The 20,290-nt window shown below is 63.7% G+C and carries 18 protein-coding genes; 9 read left to right on the top strand and 9 right to left on the bottom strand.

Annotated elements, in window-relative coordinates:
* Positions 1-40 precede the first annotated feature (40 nt).
* From RT460_RS00090 to RT460_RS00075, 4 genes are all read left to right on the top strand, one after another.
* Positions 41-4,057: an autotransporter outer membrane beta-barrel domain-containing protein gene (locus RT460_RS00090; protein ID WP_313316429.1), complete on the top strand. Its 4,017-nt coding sequence runs from the start codon at positions 41-43 to the stop codon at positions 4,055-4,057.
* A gap of 109 nt (positions 4,058-4,166) precedes the next feature.
* The gene (locus RT460_RS00085; RefSeq protein WP_313316428.1) at positions 4,167-5,312 is read left to right on the top strand and encodes a TIGR03032 family protein; all 1,146 of its coding nucleotides are present in this window, start codon (positions 4,167-4,169) and stop codon (positions 5,310-5,312) included.
* 5 nt (positions 5,313-5,317) lie between these two features.
* Positions 5,318-5,665 carry a hypothetical protein gene (locus RT460_RS00080; protein ID WP_313316427.1) on the top strand — a complete coding sequence of 116 codons (348 nt, stop codon included), beginning with the start codon at positions 5,318-5,320 and terminating at the stop codon, positions 5,663-5,665.
* A complete protein-coding gene (locus RT460_RS00075; RefSeq protein ID WP_313316426.1) occupies positions 5,655-6,206 on the top strand; it encodes a hypothetical protein in 552 nt (183 codons plus the stop codon). Before RT460_RS00080 ends, RT460_RS00075 begins: the two co-directional genes overlap by 11 nt.
* Before the next feature lie 30 nt (positions 6,207-6,236).
* Here the strand turns inward: RT460_RS00075 and RT460_RS00070 are convergent, their stop codons facing one another.
* The 8 genes from RT460_RS00070 to RT460_RS00035 form a co-directional block, all read right to left on the bottom strand.
* A complete protein-coding gene (locus tag RT460_RS00070; protein WP_313316425.1) occupies positions 6,237-6,731 on the bottom strand; it encodes an Lrp/AsnC family transcriptional regulator in 495 nt (164 codons plus the stop codon).
* A 287-nt stretch (positions 6,732-7,018) separates the two neighbouring features.
* Positions 7,019-7,753 carry a copper homeostasis protein CutC gene (locus tag RT460_RS00065; RefSeq protein ID WP_313316423.1) on the bottom strand — a complete coding sequence of 245 codons (735 nt, stop codon included), beginning with the start codon at positions 7,751-7,753 and terminating at the stop codon, positions 7,019-7,021.
* Positions 7,750-8,757: a N(4)-(beta-N-acetylglucosaminyl)-L-asparaginase gene (locus tag RT460_RS00060; RefSeq protein ID WP_313316421.1), complete on the bottom strand. Its 1,008-nt coding sequence runs from the start codon at positions 8,755-8,757 to the stop codon at positions 7,750-7,752. The genes RT460_RS00065 and RT460_RS00060 overlap by 4 nt, the downstream gene beginning before the upstream one ends.
* A 24-nt stretch (positions 8,758-8,781) precedes the next feature.
* On the bottom strand, positions 8,782-9,816 hold the full coding sequence (locus RT460_RS00055) for a glucokinase (RefSeq protein WP_313316420.1): 1,035 nt from the start codon (positions 9,814-9,816) through the stop codon (positions 8,782-8,784).
* 89 nt (positions 9,817-9,905) lie between these two features.
* The gene (gene crcB / locus RT460_RS00050; protein WP_313316419.1) at positions 9,906-10,292 is read right to left on the bottom strand and encodes a fluoride efflux transporter CrcB; all 387 of its coding nucleotides are present in this window, start codon (positions 10,290-10,292) and stop codon (positions 9,906-9,908) included.
* Positions 10,293-10,328: 36 nt separating this feature from the next.
* Positions 10,329-11,624: a replication-associated recombination protein A gene (locus RT460_RS00045; RefSeq protein ID WP_313316654.1), complete on the bottom strand. Its 1,296-nt coding sequence runs from the start codon at positions 11,622-11,624 to the stop codon at positions 10,329-10,331.
* A 121-nt stretch (positions 11,625-11,745) separates the two neighbouring features.
* On the bottom strand, positions 11,746-12,384 hold the full coding sequence (lolA, locus tag RT460_RS00040) for an outer membrane lipoprotein chaperone LolA (RefSeq protein WP_313316418.1): 639 nt from the start codon (positions 12,382-12,384) through the stop codon (positions 11,746-11,748).
* A 95-nt stretch (positions 12,385-12,479) separates the two neighbouring features.
* Complete coding sequence (locus RT460_RS00035) at positions 12,480-14,843, bottom strand: DNA translocase FtsK 4TM domain-containing protein (RefSeq protein WP_313316417.1); 2,364 nt, start codon at positions 14,841-14,843, stop codon at positions 12,480-12,482.
* A gap of 288 nt (positions 14,844-15,131) precedes the next feature.
* On the opposite strand from RT460_RS00035, the gene trxB reads away from it, so the two are divergent.
* The 5 genes from trxB (at position 15,132) to infA (ending at position 19,207) form a co-directional block, all read left to right on the top strand.
* Positions 15,132-16,100, top strand: coding sequence for a thioredoxin-disulfide reductase (trxB, locus tag RT460_RS00030; RefSeq protein ID WP_313316416.1), 969 nt, complete (start codon positions 15,132-15,134; stop codon positions 16,098-16,100).
* Between the two features lie 27 nt (positions 16,101-16,127).
* The gene (locus RT460_RS00025; protein ID WP_313316415.1) at positions 16,128-17,018 is read left to right on the top strand and encodes a metallophosphoesterase; all 891 of its coding nucleotides are present in this window, start codon (positions 16,128-16,130) and stop codon (positions 17,016-17,018) included.
* A complete protein-coding gene (locus tag RT460_RS00020; RefSeq protein WP_313316414.1) occupies positions 17,015-18,157 on the top strand; it encodes a GNAT family N-acetyltransferase in 1,143 nt (380 codons plus the stop codon). The genes RT460_RS00025 and RT460_RS00020 overlap by 4 nt, the downstream gene beginning before the upstream one ends.
* The gene (aat, locus tag RT460_RS00015; RefSeq protein WP_313316413.1) at positions 18,154-18,888 is read left to right on the top strand and encodes a leucyl/phenylalanyl-tRNA--protein transferase; all 735 of its coding nucleotides are present in this window, start codon (positions 18,154-18,156) and stop codon (positions 18,886-18,888) included. Before RT460_RS00020 ends, aat begins: the two co-directional genes overlap by 4 nt.
* 100 nt (positions 18,889-18,988) lie before the next feature.
* A complete protein-coding gene (gene infA, locus RT460_RS00010; RefSeq protein WP_005409596.1) occupies positions 18,989-19,207 on the top strand; it encodes a translation initiation factor IF-1 in 219 nt (72 codons plus the stop codon).
* 269 nt (positions 19,208-19,476) lie between these two features.
* Here the strand turns inward: infA and RT460_RS00005 are convergent.
* Positions 19,477-20,290, bottom strand: an 814-nt coding sequence (locus RT460_RS00005) for an AAA family ATPase (RefSeq protein ID WP_313316412.1), incomplete at its 5' end; no start/stop codon positions are given.

Here is a 20,290-nt window from a genome sequence, read left to right as displayed (position 1 = left end):
AGCCTTCGACGTTAAAACACCACTTTATTGGAGTCATCTCATGAATCAGATTGACCAGAAAGCGCGTTCGTCACGCAAGGGTGCGCAACCGATCATTCGCCAGTCATCACTGGCAGGTGCGGTACGCACCGCGCTGTTCGCCTCCGGCATGGCGTTGCTGGCCTCGGGCAGTGTGTATGCACAGTCCTGCGACACGGCAGCCGCTGCGCCATGCAGCACCACGCAGGGGAATGCATTGAATGCACCTGCGCAGGACCTGACGGTGGTTGTCGACGCTGCCCTGCCCTCTGCTGTCAGCAGCCTGGCTACTGCAGCAGACAGCGCGGCCATCACCCCGGCAGCAGCCTCCACGGTGAGGATCGTCAACAGGAACCCGATCACCAAGAACAAGGCGGGCGATGTTGTCGGCATCTACGCAGCGCTGGACGACGCCATCGTTACCGTTGTCAATGACAGCAGCGTAGACGTAACTTCCAGCGAAGGCGGTCTTGCCGATGGCATCTTTTCTGCCGGTGCCAAGACCAACGTCACCAACAACGGCAGCATCAGTGCCAACGGCTATAGCTGGGTTGCCGGCATCGAAAACCAGAGCAGCGATTCGGCAGTCATACGCAACAACGGCGATATTTTCGCCGGCCACTCCGTAACGGAGAACCCAAACACCATCTATAGCCACATCTATGGGGTGTTCTCCAAGAACTTTGGCGATGGGGGCACTGTTGTAAGCAATGGCGGCGCCATCAAGGTAGATGGCGCGGCTTATTCAACCGGCATTTTTGCCTACGATGGCGGTACGGGAGGCATCCGGTTGACCAATGCCGGTGACATCTCTGTCCTGGCCTCCGCAGACGACGCGGATACGCCGGAGAACGAAAAAACTTCGGCAATATCGACCGGTATTTTCGCTTCCACCAATGCGCCGGGCAGCAACATCGTGCTGAACAATACCGGCTCGGTGGAAGCCAGCAGCAAGTACCGTGGCGCAACCGGCATCGCCGTCTCGGCCTACGGTGATGGCTCCAAGGCAACCGTCACCAATTCCGGCAAGATCACCGCGGAAGGGCTGCGCCCGGGCTTGATGGCCAAGTACGCCGGTACCGCCCTCAATGTGCTGGCAGGTGGTGATATCGCCATCACCAACAGTGCTGCCGGCGAGATCTACGGCAAGGGCGAAGGTGGCGCATCGGGCGTGCAGGCCAATTCGACCAATGGCAATGTGCGTATCACCAATGCCGGTCTGATCAACGCCACTGCAGGCAAGTACGCCACGGCTGGCGTGATTGCAAACGCGGACAATGGCCGTGTCGACTTCACCAACTCCGGCACGCTTATTGCTGAAACCAATGGTGTTGCGGTCGGCGCCCGGATCAACGGCACTACGGGTGCCGCAGCCACCAATAGTGGTCAGATCCAGATGGCCAAGGAAGGCAGCACCAACATTGGCGCCACTACCGGCTTGTTTGTGACTTCCAGCCAAGGTGATGCAAGCGCTCGCAATACCGCCACTGGCGTGATCAACATCACCGCGGGCCAGGATGCACTGGGCAGCACACCGGCGCTGGCGACGGCCCTGCGGGCGGAGGCGGAGGTCGGCAATGCTACGGTCAGCAATGCAGGTGCGATCAACGTAAGTGCACCTGAAGGTGCCGGCGAAGCCACCTTGTTTGGCGCACGCGCCAGCGCGGGTGGTTCTGGCAATGCTTCTGCCAGCAACACGGGCAGCATCAAGGTTGGCGGCTCGGACCTGACCAGCCTTGGGATGTACAAAGACAAGGGCGGAATTGATGGCGTTGTCGCTGTTGGCCTGTCAGTGCTGTCAGATGCTGGCAGCGCAAAAGCGTCAAACCAAGGCACGCTGACCTTGGATATACCCACAACCAACGAGGATGCCATCGCTTTTGGTGCAACCGGGGTGCTGGGCAGTTCTACCAGCGGTGCCGTAACGCTCGGCAACAGCGGCTCCATCACGATCAATGCAGCATCGCCGGTCCCGTTGAGTGCAGAAGCGGGCCATGCGCTGGTTGGCCTGGACGGCAGCTCGGGTACCGGCGCGGTCAGTGTCACCAACACGGGCACCATCAAGTTGGATGGCACCATCACCACCGGTGCGCGTGGCGCAGGCAACGGCGGCAATGTCAGCGTTCGCAATGACGGCACCATCGCCTCCAACAGCACCTCCGGCCAGGCCGCAGGCCTGGAAGGCAGCATCACCGGTGGCACGTTGACCCTGCGCAACGGTGGCAGCATCGCTGCAGCCGCACAGGACGGCGACGCCATTGGCCTGCTGGGCACCCTCGATGGCGGTACGGTCAAGGTCATCAACAGCGGCAACCTGACTGCGTCCTCGGTCAATGGTGAGGCCTATGGTGTGCTGATCCATGGCAACGGCGCGGCCAGCGTGGATAACACCGGCAGCATCATTGCCGCTACGGCCATCCAGGGCGGCGATGGCGCCACCACCGTGACCAACCGTGGCTCGCTGTTCGGTGATGTTCGCACCGGTGCGGGCAATGATGTGATCACCAATGCGGTGGGCGGGCTATGGAACGCTGCCGGCGGCAGTGCCGATTTCGGCGCCGGTGATGACAGCTTCCGCAACCAGGGCAGCCTGTTGTTGTCGGGTAGCCAGTTGGCCTTCGGTGCTGGCAACAACAGTTTCAGCAATACCGGAACGGTGAAGATCGCGGGCAACAACACCGTGCAGCTTGGCGGTGGCAGCGCGGCGCTGTTCACCAATACCGGCGTGCTGGACTTCGTCAACGGCAAGGTGGGTGACAGCCTGACCATTGCCGGCAACTTTGCCGGCAAGGGCAACATCAACATGGACGTGAACCTGCGTGCAAACCGCGGCGACTCGCTGTACATCAGCGGCACCACCGCTGCAGGTACCCAGCAGAAGCTCAACGTTGCCTTGCTGGACGGCCTGCCCACCTCAAGTTCGGTGAACAAGCCGCTGCAACTGGTACAGGTGGCTGGCAGCGCCGATCCGAAGGCGTTTGTTGCGGGCCAGGTGCTGGGCATTTCCCCGGCGGACTTCCTGAAGCTGGACATGAGCGTGGCAGTGGCCAAAGAGCCCAGCGGCAACGGCGGCAACTACCTGCTGGCCATCACCCCCAAGGTCTCCGGTTTGAATGCCTCCGGCACCTTGGCAACAGCCGCCGCACTTGGCGTGGACAGCCTGCTGGCCAGCACCACCGGCAGCTGGCGCGATCGCAACGCGATGATCGAGAGCTCCGCTGCCCTGCCTGGCCTGAAGGGTGTCACGCCGTGGGTACGTGGGTTCCGCGATACCGGTGGCATGAGCCCGAGCTACCTGGCCGGCAATTTCGGCCAAGGGCATAGCGCCAGCCTCAACCAGGACAACATGGGCAGCGAAGTCGGTTTCAATGTGGATGCCGGTAATGGCTTCAGCATGGGTGCCACCGTGGCCAAGTCCGAAGCCAAGCAGTACCTGGCCGAGGGATACGGCATGGACACCCTGCGCGGCTCCAGCGTCGGCCTGTATGCCACCTGGCGTTCGCAGGGCGGTGCCTACGTTGATGCATCGGTACGTGGCATGCAGTTTGATGCCTACATGGACACCGTCGCCGGTCGCCAGCAGAGCCAGGGCAATGCCCACATGCTCAACCTGGAAGCCGGCCATACCTGGACGCTGCGCAATGGCCTGAACCTGGAACCGCAGTTCCAGTACACCTCCACCACGGTGTCGGGCATGAACGTGCAGGGCCACCAGGCGTCCCTGGAGACCGAGACCACCAACTGGCAACGTGGCCGCGTCGGCCTGTCGTTGTGGAAGGCCTACCGCGGAGTGTCGGGTTGGAACGTCACCCCGTTCGGGCAAATCAACGCCGTTCACACGCTTGATGGCACGCTGGACTACAACATCAACCGTGACTTCCGTGGCCAGTTGAGCAGCGAGGGAACCACGGCAATGTTCAAGCTCGGTGTGAATGCGGCCAAGGGGCGGTTCTCGCTGGGTAGTGCGTTGAACTGGCAGAGCGGCAACCTGCTGGACAGCGGTCTGGGTGTCCAGACCCGGTTGAGCTATGCCTGGTAAGTAAGGCCGTGGGTGGTCCGGCGTGTGCAGTGCGCTGGGCCACCCTGTTCTTCCCACCAGCGCGGTTGGGCAGGTACCCCCTGCCCCGCCGCACGGAGCCAACAAGCCCATGAGCGAACAGGCAGATGCGGTGTTGAACAGCGTCACCAACGATGGCACTCAAGCACCGGCGAACGAGGCTGCGAGCGAAAAGACCAACGACCCCGCGCAGATGATCGTGCAGAAGTCCTGCTCACGCGGGTTGTACGACTGGTTGTCGAGCAACAACGTGTCGCTGGCCATTTCGTCTTACCAAAGCGGCCGGGTGTACTTGGTGGGGGCAAATGGCAAGGGCCAGGTCAGCTTCTTCGAGCGGATCTTCGAACGTGCGATGGGGATCGTCGGTAATTCACAGCGGATCTACCTGGGCAGCCTGTACCAGCTTTGGCGCTTCGAGAACGTGCTGCGCGCCGGCGAGGTAATCCATGGCGAGCACGACAAGTGCTATGTGCCGCGCAACGCGCAGACCACCGGTGATCTGGATATCCATGAAATCGGCATCCAGTCCAACGGCAAGGTGATCTTCGTCAACACCAAATATTCGTGTCTGGCAGAACTGAGCCAGACGCACAGTTTCAAGGCGGTGTGGAAGCCGCCCTTCATCAGCAAATTGGCACCGGAAGACCGCTGCCACCTCAACGGCCTGGCGATGGTCGATGGCCTGCCGCGCTACGTCACCGCTGCCTGCCGCAGCGACGTGGTCGATGGCTGGCGCGACCGTCGCCATGACGGCGGGGTGGTGATCGATGTGCAGACCAACCAGATCGTCTGCGAAGGCCTGTCGATGCCGCATTCGCCGCGCTGGGCCAATGGCCGCCTGTGGGTGCTCAATGCCGGCACCGGGCATTTTGGCTACGTCAACTTCGATGAGAAGCGCTTTGTGCCAGTCGCGTTCTGCCCCGGTTTCCTGCGCGGGCTGTCCATCATGGGCAACTACGCGGCAGTAGGCCTGTCCAAACCGCGCCATGACCGCTTCGAAGGTCTGGCCCTGGATGAGGAACTGCGCAAGCGCGATGCCGATCCGTGGTGCGGTATCCAGCTGTTGTCGCTGACCACCGGCGATGTGATCAATTGGATCCGGTTTGAGGGTGATGTCAGCGAGTTGTTCGATGTCTGCTTCCTGCAGGATGTGGGCAACCCGATGATGATCGGCCTGCGCAACAACGAGATCCGCGAGCTGATCACCTTTGAAACCGAGCCGGGCATCGGGGGCTGACCATCATGGCCACCCTGAAAGCCATTGCCTGGCTGTTTGCCTTGGGCCTTCCGGTCACCGCCTTGGCGCAGAGCGTGGCACCGCCACAAACCCTGCGCGCGGAACCACCACCTCCGCAGTTGCGTGCGTTGTTCGAGCATTGCGACGGCGACCACAGCGCCGCCCTGTCCTGGACGGAGTTCGAAAGCTGCTGGCGGCAGCTGCGCGCGGGGCGCCTGCGCACGCTCTCCCCTGCTCCACCGGCGGCATCACCCAATCCGCTTCCGCCATCCCAACCTGCGGCACCACTGCCTGCTGCTGTGGAACCGCGCAAGAACCTCGACGACGCGGCAAGGAGTACGCATGAACACTGAAGCAAGCCCTGCTGCAGCTTTGCAGCGCGTGGATGCACCGTTGGAGTTCAGTTCGGTATGGAAGCAGGTCGGCCCGGAACTGGGCGCGGAGCTTGCTACCTTCTGGCTGCAGCAAGGTGCAATCAGCGACCCCGCCGAAGCCCGCCGCCGTGCTGATGAAGTGGTCTGCGTCGGACGTGATCCGCAAGGCGACATCCAGGCGATTGCCTCGGTTGCGATCAAGGTACTGCCGCGTTTACTGCAACCGATGTACTACTTCCGTGCGTTCGTCGCGCCAGGCGCACGCGGGCATGACCATGCCACTGCGATGCTTATCAAGTCGCTGAATATCCTTCAGTCCTACAACGCCGGATTGCCGCAACCGGAAAGCCTCGGGATCCTGCTGGAACTTGAAAACCGCGGACTGGAGAAGCGTTCCCAGCGTGCCTACATCCCCGAATTGAATTCGGTATTCATTGGCTACTCGCCGCGTGGCCTGCACCTGCGGGTGAGCTATTTCGATGACGCCGTGCTGCTGCCGCCGGTGGCACCGGAGGCCTGAACGCCGGGGGCATGGGGCCCCGGCCGGGATTCATCTTGATAGATGCCCAAGCGGGATGCCCCGGTTGGGCTTGACCATTTCCACCACGATGCTGGTGTTGGCGTGACGCACAGCGCGATTGACCAACATGCGCTGCAGCATGAAGCGCGAATAGCTTTCCAGGTTCTCCACCAGGATGTGCACCAGGTAATCGTAGTCACCGGTGATGCTGTAGCACGCCACCACTTCATCCCAGGACGCCAGATCATCGGCAAACCGGGTGAGCGTCTCGGTATCGTTATGGGTCATCTGCACGCTGATGAAGGCGCGCAGCCCCAAACCGAGGTTGGCAGCCGGAAGATCGGCACGGTAGCCCAGGATCAGTTGGTCCTGTTCCAGCCGTTGCACCCGGCGCAGGCAGGTGGAAGGCGACAGCCCTACCCTTTCGGCCAGATCGGCATTGCTCATCCGCCCGTCCTGCTGCAGCAGGCCAAGCAGTTGCACATCAATGGGATCCAGATCAGTCGACATGCTCTTGGCGCTCATTGAGTTTTCCCCTGTCGGCATACTAGCGGCAACGCTGCCCGCCTGGCTTCCCTGCTTTGACCCAAAAAAGCAGTTGATTCAGTGTCGCCGATACATCTGAATGTTTATGTGACGGATCACTATATGTGAAGGCACGCTCCTCCTTCGGAGCTACCTGGCACTTGTGTGTTGCGTTGGTGCCGCGACCTCGCGACCCCGTGGATGCCTAGGGCGATTGTCCATGGACGCATCGCGCCGGAATGCGCTGCGTGTCACGCTGCATTCTTCTCAGCGCAGCATGTGCTGCTTCAGGGCGCAGCGAGGGCAGCCCGCAGTGCGGCCACCTGGCCGGCGTCGGACTGCAGCCAATCGTTCTCCAGACCAAGCAGCGCCGGGTTGCGATGGCGCATGCGCGAGGCCTGCGCTTGTTTTGCCGACGCGTGCAGTTCGCTGCAACCGGTGGCGAGCGCCACGTCCTGGATGTTGTGCGCGTTCAAGCCAGCACCGGCCATCACGGTGATGCGTCCCTTGCCCTGCTGCACCATTGCAGCGAGCACCGCCCTGCCCTCCCAGGCATCGCGATGGCCACCCGAGCTCAGAACGCGCTCGCAGCCCAGGCCAATCACTTGTTCAAGCGCTGATGTCAGGTCGCGTGCCGCATCGAAGGCGCGATGGAAGGTAATGCCCAGCGGGCCCGCTGCACTGATCAACTCGCGGCAGAGCGCTGTATCGATATCGCCCTCTTCGGTCAGCGCGCCAATCACCACGCCGTCGCAGCCCTGCTGCCGGCACAGCGCGATATCGCGCAGCATGATCTCCGTTTCCATCGGCCCATAGTGGAAATCGCCCGGACGCGGGCGGATCAGCACGTAGAGGGGGATGCGCAGTGCGTCGCGGGCAACGCCGATGGTGCCGGCAGACGGCGTGGTGCCGCCTTGTTCCAGATTGTCGAACAGCTCGATACGGCCAGCACCGCCCTGTTGTGCCGCAACGGCGGACATCGCCGAGTTGCTGGCGATCTCCAGCAGGTAGCGTGCGCTCACTTCTGCTCGCTCGTATAAACCGACGCCGAATCCAGCAGTGCATCCTGCCGGTCCTTGTCACAGACGGCGTAGACGAAACCGCGATGCAGCGCATACGCACCGACTTCGCCGGCACGGTTCATCGCCAGGAAACACACCTGTAGCGTGCGGCTTGCCTCCGGACGCTTGCGTACCACGCGGGCGATGGCTTCGCGGCAGGCTTCGGCCGGTGAGCGGCCCTGGCGCATCAGCTCCACCACCAGGAAGGAAGCGGCATTGCGGATCATTTCCTCGCCCATGCCCGAGGCCGTCGCTGCGCCAACTTCGTTGTCCACGTACAGGCCCGCACCGATGATCGGGCTGTCGCCAACGCGGCCATGCATCTTGAACGCCATGCCGCTGGTAGTGCAGGCACCGGCCATCTCGCCCTTGGCATCGATGGCGATCATGCCCAGCGTGTCGTGGTTGTCCTTGTCACCGGGAATGCCACGCCGTTCGGCGTTGATCTGCGGCGCGTAGTGTTCGGTCTTGAGCCACTCGCGCCACGCCTTTTCGGCTTCCGGCGTCAGCAGGTTCTGGCGTTCATGGCCTTGTTGCATCGCGAACTGCTGCGCGCCCTCGCCCACTAGCATCACATGGGGTGTTTTTTCCATCACCGCGCGGGCAACGGAGATCGGGTGCAGGATGTCGACGATGGCAGCCACCGAGCCACAGCGCCCGTCGCCGGCCATGATGCTGGCATCCAGGCTCAGCACACCATCGCGATCAGGATTGCCGCAGTGGCCCACCGTGGCGTTGCACAGTTCGCTCTCGGCCCAGCGTGCGCCGGTCTCGACGGCGTCCAACGCGCTGCCACCGGCTGCCAGCACCTTCCATGCCGCCTGGTTGGCGCCTACACCGAAGTCCCAGGTCGACACCACGCGCGCGCCGCTGGGCGTGGCCGGCGCTGCCAACAAGCCTGGTGCCGCACTGCCAAGCACCCCCAGCATTGCCGATGACTGCAGGAACTGTCTGCGGGTACTCATGCCAGGGGCTCTCCGGAATCAGGATCAAGAAGTAGGCAGGTTATCCACGTGCCAGGCAAGCGCACCCAGCACGCCGAGTTCGCCATGCTCCACGCGCCACACCGGCACCTGCTGCAAGGCTGCCGACAAGGCGCCCTTGGCCAGGAAACGCTTCTGGAAGCCACCGCCATGCAAGGGGCCGCTGAGGTGGCCGGTGATGCCACCGGTCAGATAGACCGATCGCGCCCCGAAGGTCAGCGCAAGGTCACCGGCAAGCGCGCCAAGCCAGGCGCAGAACATGTCGATGCTTTGCACCGCCAAGGCATCGCCCTGGTTCTGCGCGGCGGCGATCAGTTCGGCCGGGTCCTGCCAGCGCGGCGCCGTTCCCTGCAGTTCCGCCAGACAGCTGTAGAGATTCATCAGGCCCGGACCAGACAGCACCCGTTCGTTGTCTACGTGCGCGAACCTGCGCGCCAGCAGGCGCAATACGTCCTGCTCCTGTGGGGTGTTGGCCGCCAGCGCCGCGTGCCCGGCCTCGCTGGCCAGCACCGGTGGATTGCCACCGGGCAGGTACAAGGCAACGCCCAGGCCAGTTCCCGGCCCCAGCACCAGCGCCGGGCCACGCGTGCCATGGGCAGCATCACCGCAGATCAGGTGCAGCGCAGCCGCATCGGCATGCGGCATGGCCTGGGCTACGGCAACGAAATCGTTGATCAGTTCGAGTGATTGGAAACCGGACTGCGCGCGGGTTGCGGCCAGCGACACCGGCCACGCCAGATTGGTGTTCAGCAAGGTGTCGCCGTCCAACACGCCGGCTATGGCAACCACCGCATGGCCGATCGCAGGGGCGTCGCTCTCCGCAGCCAGCCAATCGGCATAGTCGCGCAGGATGGCGGCCAGGCTGGGATAGTCCGCGCAGGCGTACTTACGGAAACCCTGCACCTGCAGATCGCTGCCGGGCTGCAACAAGGTCCAGCCGAGGCGGGCATAGGTACCGCCTACATCGGCGCCGACAATGGCCTTGGCTGTGGCTGTTTGTGCCTGGAAATGGGCCGCGCCATGAGGCGCCGGCCTGTTCATCCTTGTGCCCGCTTTTGCTGCATGTGTCCGGACTGATCAATACGTGGTGCGCGCATGATGCGGCATCGCCCCAAGCTTGGAAAGCGAGCTCAAGTCAGGGAACGTAATACGCGCCAGCTCCACCAGCCAAAGGCAGTCATCGACAGCGAACCAAACAGGTGCAGACCGATGGTAAGCAGGCCCCAGCCCAACTGTTGCCGCTGCAGCATATCCACGACTTCGGCGGAAAATGTCGAAAAGGTGGTCAAGCCACCGAGCAGCCCCGTCACCAGGAACAGCCGCCATTGCGGCGGGATTTCCGGGCGGCTGGCAAAAAACGCCAACGCCAGGCCGATCACGTAACCGCCCAGCAGATTGGCTGCCAACGTGCCCAGCGGCAAGCTGCCGTGCACCGGGTTCAGCCACAGGCTCAGGCCATAACGCAACCAGGCACCCACCGCCGCGCCCATGCCAATGGCCAGGAGGGAAAGCCACATGGTTTCAGTCTCCGCGGGGTTGGCAGGCGGGCAGATTCATTTGCGCTGTGAGCGCGCCTGCTCGCGCGCCACCCGCAGCCGGTCCAGCTTTTCCTTCAACTTGATTTCCAGGCCGCGTTCGACCGGCTTGTAGTAGACACGCTCGCCCATGTCGTCGGGGAATGCGGTCTGGTCCAAGGCGATGCCGCCTTCGACGTCATGGTCGTATTGGTAGCCCTGGCCGTAACCCAGCGTCTTCATCAGCCGCGTAGGCGCATTGCGCAGGTGCATCGGGACCGGTTGGGTCCCGTAGGCCGCAATGTCGGCACGGGCCGCGTGCAGGGACATGTAGGCCGCATTCGACTTGGCGGTGCTGGCCAGGTAGACGACCAGGTTGGACAGCGCGATATCGCCTTCAGGCGCGCCGATGCGGTCATAGGCGTTCCAGACATTGATCGCCATTTCCAGCGCACGTGGATCAGCAAGCCCCACGTCTTCCACCGCCATGATGGTCAGCCGGCGCAGCAGGTAGGACGGATCACAGCCGCCGTCGAGCATGCGTGCGAGCCAGTAAATCGCGCCGTCCGGGTTGGAGCTGCGTACCGACTTGTGCAGGGCCGAGATCTGGTCGTAGAACTGTTCGCCGTTCTTGTCGAAGCGACGGGTACGATCGGCCAGGACCTGCAACAGGGTTTCCGGGGTGATTTCACCGCCCTCGCCCGCCGCCAGTTCGGCAGCGATTTCCAGCAGGGTCAGGGCACGTCGTACATCGCCATCGGCGGCGCGTGCGATCTCCAGCAAGGACCCGGCCGAAACCGTGATCGACTGTTCGCCCAAGCCGCGCTCGGTGTCGTGCAGTGCGCGCTGCAGTGCTTCCACCACGTCCTCGGGCGAGACCGATTCCAGCACGTGTACGCGGCAGCGCGACAGCAGCGCCGAGTTCAACTCGAACGAGGGGTTCTCGGTAGTGGCGCCGACAAAGATGATCGTGCCGCGCTCGATGTGCGGCAGGAAGGCATCCTGCTGGGCCTTGTTGAAACGGTGCACCTCATCGACGAACAGCACCGTGCGCCGTCCTTCGGCGAAGCGCTGGGCGGCTTCGGCCAGCACCTGGCGCACATCGGGCAAGCCGGACAGCACGGCAGAGATGGCACGGAATTCGGCATCGGCGTATTGCGCCAGCAGCAGCGCCAAGGTTGTCTTGCCGCAGCCCGGCGGGCCCCACAGGATCATCGAGTGCACGCGCCCGGACTCGACCGCGCGGCGCAGCGCCGTATTGGGAGCAAGCAGACGCTTCTGCCCGACCATCTCATCCAGTGCGCGCGGGCGCATGCGCTCGGCAAGTGGACGCATGCTGTCGCGGTCCGCGCTCAGCAGGTCGGCAGGTGCTTCATCAAGAAAGATATTTCGGGATCTGGCCACGCCTGCATTCTAGCAGCGTGGCCAGCCCTCCCCTGCGCTGGGCGGCAGGTGTTCAGCGTTCGCCGACGACGTCGACGTCCTTGCCCGGCACGAAGCGGAAGGTGCCAGCGGCGAAGCTGGGGTTCTTCTTCCAGCCGCTGAAGCTGATGATGGTGCGCTGGCCCACTGCGTCAACCAGTTCCATGCGCGACAGGCTGCCACCGGCAAAGCCCAGTGCGGCGTAGTCGAAGCTGGCCTCGGTGTCACGCTTGGGGGTGAGCGAGAGCCACTGCATGCCATCACGCGCGGCGGCTTCCTCGCTGACGTCGTACTGCTGCTCCAGCAGGGCCGGGTTGATCAGCGCGGTAAGCGGATTGTTCTGCTCCTCACTGCCCTGCGGGGTCACGCGGGCCTGCTCCAGGTCCGGTTCGTAGACCCAGACCTTGCTGCCATCGGCAACGATCAACTGCGGATGCGGGCGGGTGTATTCCCAGCGGAACAAACGCGGCGCAGACATCGCCACGCGGCCACTGGACGATTCCTTGACCCTGCCGCGGCTGTCGACTACTTGCTGCGAGAACTGGCCGTCCAGGCCGCGCAGGCCACTGGTGAAGGATCGCAGATCATCGCGGGCACCGGCCTGGGCATCAGCAGCGAGGCCGGCACAGGCCAGGGCGGCGGCAATAACGGTGGTGCGCAGGAATGCAGTCATGGCGGCTTGAGGTAAGTGGTATCGGGTGAGGCAGAGTCTGCCCCTTTCAAACTGAATGGGCGGCAATCATCGACTGAATGCCGCCCTTCCGTTCATTACTTGGGCGGCGGCGGTGCCAGCACCGTGCGGTCGCCATTGTGCTCAGGCGGGGTAACCACGCCTGCTGCTTCCATGGCCTCGATCAGGCGGGCGGCGCGGTTGTAACCGATCTTCAGGCGCCGCTGCACGCCCGAGATGGAGGCGCGGCGGGTTTCGGTGACGATGCGCAGGGCTTCGTCGTACAGCGGATCGGATTCGTCGCCAGCGCTGGCGCTGCTTTCCGGCAGGCCGTTGGCACCGACCACCACGCCATCGCCCATGGTCTGCACTTCGTCCAGCACGCCCTCGATGTAATCGGTGGGGCCGCTGGCCTTCAGGTGCTCGACCACGCGGTGCACTTCCTCATCGGAGACGAAGGCGCCGTGGACGCGGTCCGGCATGGCCGTGCCCGGCGGCAGGTACAGCATGTCGCCGTTGCCGAGCAGCGCTTCCGCACCGGACTGGTCCAGGATGGTGCGCGAGTCGATCTTGGAACTGACCTGGAAGGCGATACGGGTCGGGATGTTGGCCTTGATCAGGCCGGTGATCACGTCCACTGACGGCCGCTGCGTGGCCAGGATCAGATGGATGCCGGCCGCACGCGCCTTTTGCGCCAGGCGCGCGATCAGCTCTTCGACCTTCTTGCCGACGATCATCATCATGTCGGCGAATTCGTCGATGAAGATGACGATGAACGGCAGCGGTTCCAGCGGGCGCGGCGCCTCGCCCATTTCCGGGTTGGGCTTGAACAGCGGGTCCATCAGCGGCTGGCCGGCGTCGATGGCGTCCTTCACTTTCTTGTTGAAGCCAGCCAGGTTGCGCACGCCCACCGCGCTCATCAGCTTGTAGCGGCGCTCCATTTCGGCCACGCACCAACGCAGGCCGTTGCCGGCCTCCTTCATGTCGGTGACCACCGGCGCCAGCAGGTGCGGGATACCCTGGTAGACGCTGAGCTCCAGCATCTTCGGGTCGATCATCAGCATGCGCAGGTCTTTCGGGCTAGCCTTGTACAGCAGGCTCAGCACCATCGCGTTGACCGCAACGGACTTGCCCGAACCGGTGGTACCGGCAACCAGCAGGTGCGGCATGCGCGCCAGGTCGGCCACGCTGGGGCGGCCAGCAATGTCCTTGCCCAAGGCCAAGGTCAGCACGCTGGTCGACTTGTCATATTCCTTGGAGCGCAGCAGCTCGGACAGGAAGATCATCTCGCGGGTGACGTTGGGAATTTCCAGGCCGATCACCGACTTGCCCGGAATCACGTCAACCACGCGCACCGACTTGACCGACAGACCGCGCGCGATGTCCTTGTCCAGCGAGCTGATCTGGCTGACCTTGATGCCCGGCGCCGGCTCGATCTCGAAACGGGTGATCACCGGACCCGGATAGGCGCCCACCACCTGCGCATCGATGCGGAAGTCCTTCAGTTTGAATTCGATCTGCCGCGACAGGGTTTCCAGGGTCTGCTCGTCATAGCCCTTGGCCTGCGGCTTGGGATCGTCCAGCAGCGCCAGCGGCGGGATGTCCGAGCCGTCACCATTGACGCCCTGGAACATCGGGATCTGGGTTTCGCGCTTGGCGCGGTCGCTCTTCTCGATCACTGGCGCCGGACGCGGTTCGATCTTCACCGGCTCGCGCTTGGCACGCACCTCGGCGTCGACCTTGCGCACTTCCTCGCGTTCTTCGCGCATGGCGCGGGTCTGCTGCCACTCATTGGCCTGCTCTTTCTTCTTGTTGAGCATGGGGCCGAAGGCCAGCACCCAGCGGCCGATCTTTTCCATCACCACGAACCAGGACAGGCCGGTGGCAAGCGTGATCGAGGTCAGCAACAGGACCAGCAGGAACAGGTTGCTACCGACCGGACCAAAGCCGCTGTCCAGCGACTTGCCGACCAGCACACCCAGGCCACCACCGGCGCGCGCTACGTCGCCCTGCGGCAGACGCAGGTACAGAAAGCCGGTGGCGCCGATCAGGAAGCCGACAATGCCAACCAGGCGCAGCGCCGGGCCGAGGTCATCCTGGCCGCGCTCTTCGTTCTTCTTCAGGCCGAACATGGCGATCCAGGCCACGGCCGCGAGCATCAACGGGATCAGGTACGCCACATACCCAAACAGCTGGCGCATCACATCGGCGATCCAGGCACCAACGCGGCCGCCCATGTTGTGCACCGGTGCCACCACCGAGCCCGACTGCGACCAGCCCGGATCTGCGGGTGAATAGGTAAACAGGCTGGCCAGCAGGTACAGCAATGCCGGCGCGATCGCGATCAGCGCCAGGTCACGCCATAACTTCTGGCGACGCGGATTGTCCGCTGCGGCAGGCGGCTTGCGCGCGGCATTGCCAGCGCTGGGGTTCTTGCCACGTTCCGGGACCTGTTTCGCCACCTTTGACCAGACCTTAGAAATGCACGGTTAGTGATTGATATTAAACGACAGATCGACAGGTTTCACCCACGACGACATATGCCGGTAAGGCCGGCAGACAGAAAACGTCAAAAATCCGCCGATTCCCACCAAGCGGTGCTACCTGAAGATATGGACTGTAGCCGACGGGTTGCGCAGTTCCATTCACGCGCCTTGATTCACCCTGCCCCGACCGCCACTCTATTGGCCTGCCCGGACAGTTGCGGAACATCGCGTTCGGGCCACCAATCCTGACTTTCGCGAGTATACATGAGCACTTCCAGCCTCCCGACCAAGCACACCCGTCTGTTGATCCTCGGCTCCGGCCCCGCCGGCTGGACCTCTGCCGTCTATGGCGCACGCGCAAACCTGAAGCCGCTGGTGGTCACCGGCCTGCAGCAGGGCGGACAGCTGATGACCACCACCGAGGTCGACAACTGGCCGGGCGATGCCCACGGCCTGATGGGTCCGGACCTGATGGCGCGCATGCAGGCGCACGCTGAGCGCTTTGACACCGAAGTCGTGTTCGACCACATCCATACCGCCGACCTGTCCAAGCGCCCGTTCACCCTTACCGGTGACAGTGCCCAGTACACCGCCGATGCGCTGATCATCGCCACCGGCGCCACCGCCAAGTACCTGGGCATTCCGTCCGAAGAAGCCTTCAAGGGCCGCGGCGTGTCGGCGTGTGCCACCTGCGACGGCTTCTTCTACAAGGACCAGGACGTGGTCGTGGTCGGCGGCGGCAATACCGCCGTGGAAGAAGCCCTGTACCTGTCCAACATCGCCCGCAAGGTCTACCTGGTGCACCGCCGTGACACCTTGAAGGCGGAAAAGATCATGCAGGACAAGCTGTTCGCCAAGGTCGCCGCCGGCAAGATCGAGACCGTATGGCATCACCAGGTGGACGAAGTGCTGGGCAACGACGCCGGCGTTACCGGCGTGCGCGTGAAGTCCACGCTGGACGGCAGCACCCGTGATATCGAAGCCCATGGCTTCTTCGTCGCCATCGGCCACCAGCCCAACACCGAACTGTTCACCGGCCAGCTGGCCATGAACAACGGCTACCTGGAGATCCGCTCCGGCCTGGGCGGCAACGCCACCATGACCTCGGTCGAAGGTGTGTTTGCCGCCGGTGACGTGGCCGACCAGCACTACCGCCAGGCCATCACCTCCGCCGGCTTCGGCTGCATGGCCGCGCTGGACGCCGAGCGTTTCCTGGACGCCGAGGGCCTCTGATACCCGCCCGCACCGCCGCAGCCTGACATGGACAAGGTGATGCTCAAGCAGCTGCTGTTCCACGGCAGCTGGTTGGTGTATCCGGCCATCGTCTGGCTGCTGTGGCGCTGGCGCGGCGGTCGCCACCGTGCGCTGCTGGCGTTGCTCCTGCTGGGCTGTGCCGTGTTCGTATGGGCACGCTTCGTCGAGCCGCAACTGATTTTGGTGGACCACACCGAACTTCGCGGCACCGGCGTGGATACGCGTGTCGCCTTGATCAGTGACATCCATCTTGGTGTCTACAAGGACCGGCGCTTCCTGGAGCGCGTGGTCAAACGCATCAATGCGTTGGATGTGGATGCGGTGGTGATCGCGGGGGACCTGACTTACGAACCGCAGGACAGTTCGCCCTCCGAACTGTTCGCTCCGCTGGCGGCATTGCGTGCTCCTGCGTATGTGGTGCTGGGCAACCACGACCAACAGCAACCCGGCCCGGATATCGACAAGCCCCTGCGCGCAGCATTGGCCACCCATGGTACCCAGGTCATCGAAGGCCGCGTCATCACCGGTGCGCGAAACGTGCGTTGGGCGGGCCTGGGGGATCGGTGGGCTGGCAAGGACGACCCCGGATTCCTGCGCAACTCCCCGGCCAACAGCCCCATCATCTTGGTCGCCCATAACCCCGACAGCGGCATGCAACTGCAACCAGGCGATGCGGCGTTGGTGCTGGCCGGGCACACCCATGGCGGACAGATCCGCATCCCCTGGCTGTACCACAAGGTCATCCCCAGCTACTTCGGCTTCGACCGCGGTGAGCAGGTCATGCAGACCCCGCAGGGGCCGGTACGGGTGTTCACCACCCGCGGCGTTGGCGAAATCGGGCTGCCGTTGCGGCTGTTCAATCCGCCGACAATCGATGTGTTGCAATTGCGGCCATGACTTCCGTCCATGAAACCCGTGTGCTGGCATCGCTTGCCGACGTGCAGGCCACGCAATGGGAAGCGCTGCACGACGGCAGCAACCCGTTCATCAGCCATGCCTTCCTGGCGGGGTTGGAGCAACACGGATGCCTGCGTCCGGAATGGGGCTGGCAACCACAGCACCTCACCCTGTGGCGTGACGAACAACTGATTGCCGCGGCCCCGGGCTACCTGAAAGAGAATTCGCACGGCGAGTTCGTGTTCGACCATGCCTGGGCCAACGCCTATGCGCGCCACGGCGTGGATTACTTTCCCAAATGGCTGGGTGCCGTGCCCTACTCCCCGGTGACCGGTCCTCGCCTGCTTGGGGTGGATGATGACGCGCGCCGCGGGCTGTTGAGGGCGGTGGTGCGGCACGTGCAGGACGGCGCATTGTCCTCGGCACACTTCAACTTCCACCTGCCTGCGGAGGCGACGCTGTTTGACCCAAGCTGGCTGCAGCGCGACGACGTGCAGTTCCAATGGCAGCGGCAACCGGGCTGGAAAAGCTTCGACGACTTCCTTGCCGCGATGGATCACAAGCGCCGCAAGAACATCCGCCAGGAGCGCGCCAAGGTGGCCCAGGCCGGCATTCGTTTCGTGACCCGTCACGGTGATGAGGCCAGCGCGGATGAATTACGGGCAATGCACGGCTTCTACCTGCGAACCTTTGCCGAATACGGAAACGCCCCGGCCCTTACCCTGGGCTTCCTGCGTCACCTGGCCGAGGCGTTGCCGCGTCAATTGGTGCTGTTCCTCGCCTTGCAGGATGACGAACCGGTCGCAGGCGCACTGTGCCTTCGAGGTGGCGACACCTTGTATGGACGCTATTGGGGCGGCCAGACCCTGCCCGGCCTGCATTTTGAAACCTGCTACTACCAAGGCATCGCGTATTGCCTGCGCGAAGGGCTGCAGCGCTTCGAGCCCGGCGCGCAGGGCGAGCACAAACTCGCACGCGGGTTCCTGCCGACCCTGGTACACAGCCAGCATTGGATTGCCGATCGACAGTTCCGCGAAGCACTGCAGGACTGGTGCGGCCGGGAACGCGAAGACGTCGCCCGCTACGCCCAGGCATTGCGCCTGCACAGCCCATTCAAGTCCGCCGAAAGCACCCCATGAGCAAGACTGGCCCCTTCCTGCTGGATACACCCAGCGACGCTCCGTTCCCGCCCGCCGAACTGGCCGCCCGCGAACCGGATGGACTGCTGGCCATCGGTGGCGACCTGAGCCCGGTGCGCCTGCTCAACGCGTATGCCGGCGGGGTATTCCCGTGGTTCTCCGAAGGACAGCCACTGCTGTGGTGGTCACCGGACCCGCGCATGGTGTTCCGCACCGATGCGGTGCACCTGTCGTCGCGCTTCCGCCGCGGGCTGCGCCAGAGCAACTGGCAGGTCCGTGCGGACACCGCGTTTTCCGAGGTGATGCTGGCCTGCGCCGGCGCGCCGCGCCCGGGCCAGGATGGCACCTGGATCACCGCCGAGATGCACCAGGCCTACGTCCAGCTGCATCAGCTGGGGTATGCGCACTCCGTCGAGGTCTACGACGAGGACACCTTGGTCGGTGGCATCTATGGGGTCAGCATCGGTCAGATGTTCTTCGGCGAAAGCATGTTCAGCGGCCGCAGCGGCGGCTCCAAGGTTGCCTTGGCCGCGCTGGCCCGCACGCTGGCGCAATGGGGCTGGTCGTTGATCGACGCGCAGGTGGAAAACCCGCATCTGCTGCGCCTGGGCGCGGTCCACCTGCCCCGCCCGCTGTTCCTGGCGCAGGTGCGGGACGCCGTGCAGCGCCCTGGCCGGATCGGCAGCTGGACCCGCGAATTCGGGCAATTGCCGGCCTCCTCGCTGGGCTGAGCCAGCGGAGGTTTAACGCAAACTTTGCAACATCGCGCCCGGCAGCGTAAAATGCCCGCCCTTAGGCCTAATGGCCGTCCGCAGAACCGCACAGGACTACATGTCGAAAGACGACTCCATCGAGTTCGAAGGCACCGTCAGCGAGACGTTGCCGAACACCACTTTCCGCGTTCGCCTGGAAAATGGGCATGAAATCATCGCCCACATCTCCGGCCGCATGCGCAAGAACTACATCCGCATCCTGACCGGTGACCGCGTCAAGGTCGAGATGACGCCGTACGACCTGACCAAGGGCCGTATCACCTACCGCATGAAGTAATGCGGTAAGCAGGGCGCTGCCAGAAAGCCAGCCTTTGTGCTGGCTTTTTTGCGTGGCTGCGGCTTGGGAATATGGCACCGGCATGCTGACCGGTCTTCACCGGTAGTGCCGAGCCATATTTGGTAGAGGCTTTCCTCGTCAGGCCCCTTGCCGAGCATGGCTCGGCACTACTGGGATTGCCCGTAAGGCCTCTGCCGAGCATGGCTCGGCACTACAGACAAAAAAACCCCGCGCCACGGCTTGCGTGGCGCGGGGTTGCTTGGCTTGGCTTATTCCACCGTTGCCGGCAGCAGGTGTTCTGGCTCGGCCTCGGTCTCCACGATCAACTCGCCATCGCGCACGTCGATGCTGACCTTGCCACCGTTCAACAGCTTGCCGAACAGCAACTCGTCGGCCAGCGGACGCTTGATCTTGTCCTGGATGACGCGGCTCATCGGACGCGCACCCATTTCCGGGTCGAAGCCATGCTGGGCCAACCAGTCGCGGGCGGCCGGGGTGGCCGACAACGACACATGCTTGTCCTGCAGCAGCATTTCCAGCTCGATCAAGAACTTGTCCACTACACGCAGGATGTGATCGAAGCCCAGCGCCTGGAACTGCACTACCGCATCCAGGCGGTTGCGGAACTCCGGGGTAAAGCTCTTGCGGATCACTTCCATCGCGTCGGTGGTGTGGTTCTGTTTGGTGAAGCCGATCGAACGCCGGGCCGCCTGGGTGGCGCCGGCATTGGTGGTCATCACCAGGATCACGTTCTTGAAGTTGGCTTCGCGACCGTTGGTATCGGTCAGGATGCCGCGGTCCATCACCTGCAGCAGGATGTTGAAGATGTCCGGGTGCGCCTTCTCCACCTCGTCCAGCAACAGCACGCAATGCGGGGTCTTGACGATCTTCTCGGTCAGCAGACCACCCTGGTCGAAGCCGACGTAGCCCGGGGGCGCACCGATCAGGCGGCTGATCGAATGCGGCTCCATGTATTCGGACATGTCGAAGCGGACCAGCTCGATGCCCAGCTGCAAGGCCAGCTGGCGGGTCACCTCGGTCTTGCCCACGCCGGTGGGGCCGGCAAACAGGAAGTTGCCGATC

Source organism: Stenotrophomonas sp. (assembly GCF_032061965.1).
Taxonomy (GTDB): domain Bacteria; phylum Pseudomonadota; class Gammaproteobacteria; order Xanthomonadales; family Xanthomonadaceae; genus Stenotrophomonas.
Note: the sequence above shows the minus strand (reverse complement) of the source record. Positions and strands in the feature narration are given on the sequence as shown.

Excerpts from the sequence above, each read along its gene's own strand:
- RT460_RS00090 (WP_313316429.1), top strand. The coding sequence starts at position 41 with ATGAATCAGATTGACCAGAAAGCGCGTTCGTCACGCAAGGGTGCGCAA.
- RT460_RS00085 (WP_313316428.1), top strand. The coding sequence starts at position 4,167 with ATGAGCGAACAGGCAGATGCGGTGTTGAACAGCGTCACCAACGATGGC.
- RT460_RS00080 (WP_313316427.1), top strand. The coding sequence starts at position 5,318 with ATGGCCACCCTGAAAGCCATTGCCTGGCTGTTTGCCTTGGGCCTTCCG.
- RT460_RS00075 (WP_313316426.1), top strand. The coding sequence starts at position 5,655 with ATGAACACTGAAGCAAGCCCTGCTGCAGCTTTGCAGCGCGTGGATGCA.
- RT460_RS00070 (WP_313316425.1), bottom strand. The coding sequence starts at position 6,731 with ATGAGCGCCAAGAGCATGTCGACTGATCTGGATCCCATTGATGTGCAA.
- RT460_RS00060 (WP_313316421.1), bottom strand. The coding sequence starts at position 8,757 with ATGAGTACCCGCAGACAGTTCCTGCAGTCATCGGCAATGCTGGGGGTG.
- RT460_RS00055 (WP_313316420.1), bottom strand. The coding sequence starts at position 9,816 with ATGAACAGGCCGGCGCCTCATGGCGCGGCCCATTTCCAGGCACAAACA.
- crcB (WP_313316419.1), bottom strand. The coding sequence starts at position 10,292 with ATGTGGCTTTCCCTCCTGGCCATTGGCATGGGCGCGGCGGTGGGTGCC.
- RT460_RS00045 (WP_313316654.1), bottom strand. The coding sequence starts at position 11,624 with ATGCGTCCACTTGCCGAGCGCATGCGCCCGCGCGCACTGGATGAGATG.
- lolA (WP_313316418.1), bottom strand. The coding sequence starts at position 12,384 with ATGACTGCATTCCTGCGCACCACCGTTATTGCCGCCGCCCTGGCCTGT.
- trxB (WP_313316416.1), top strand. The coding sequence starts at position 15,132 with ATGAGCACTTCCAGCCTCCCGACCAAGCACACCCGTCTGTTGATCCTC.
- RT460_RS00025 (WP_313316415.1), top strand. The coding sequence starts at position 16,128 with ATGGACAAGGTGATGCTCAAGCAGCTGCTGTTCCACGGCAGCTGGTTG.
- RT460_RS00020 (WP_313316414.1), top strand. The coding sequence starts at position 17,015 with ATGACTTCCGTCCATGAAACCCGTGTGCTGGCATCGCTTGCCGACGTG.
- aat (WP_313316413.1), top strand. The coding sequence starts at position 18,154 with ATGAGCAAGACTGGCCCCTTCCTGCTGGATACACCCAGCGACGCTCCG.
- infA (WP_005409596.1), top strand. The coding sequence starts at position 18,989 with ATGTCGAAAGACGACTCCATCGAGTTCGAAGGCACCGTCAGCGAGACG.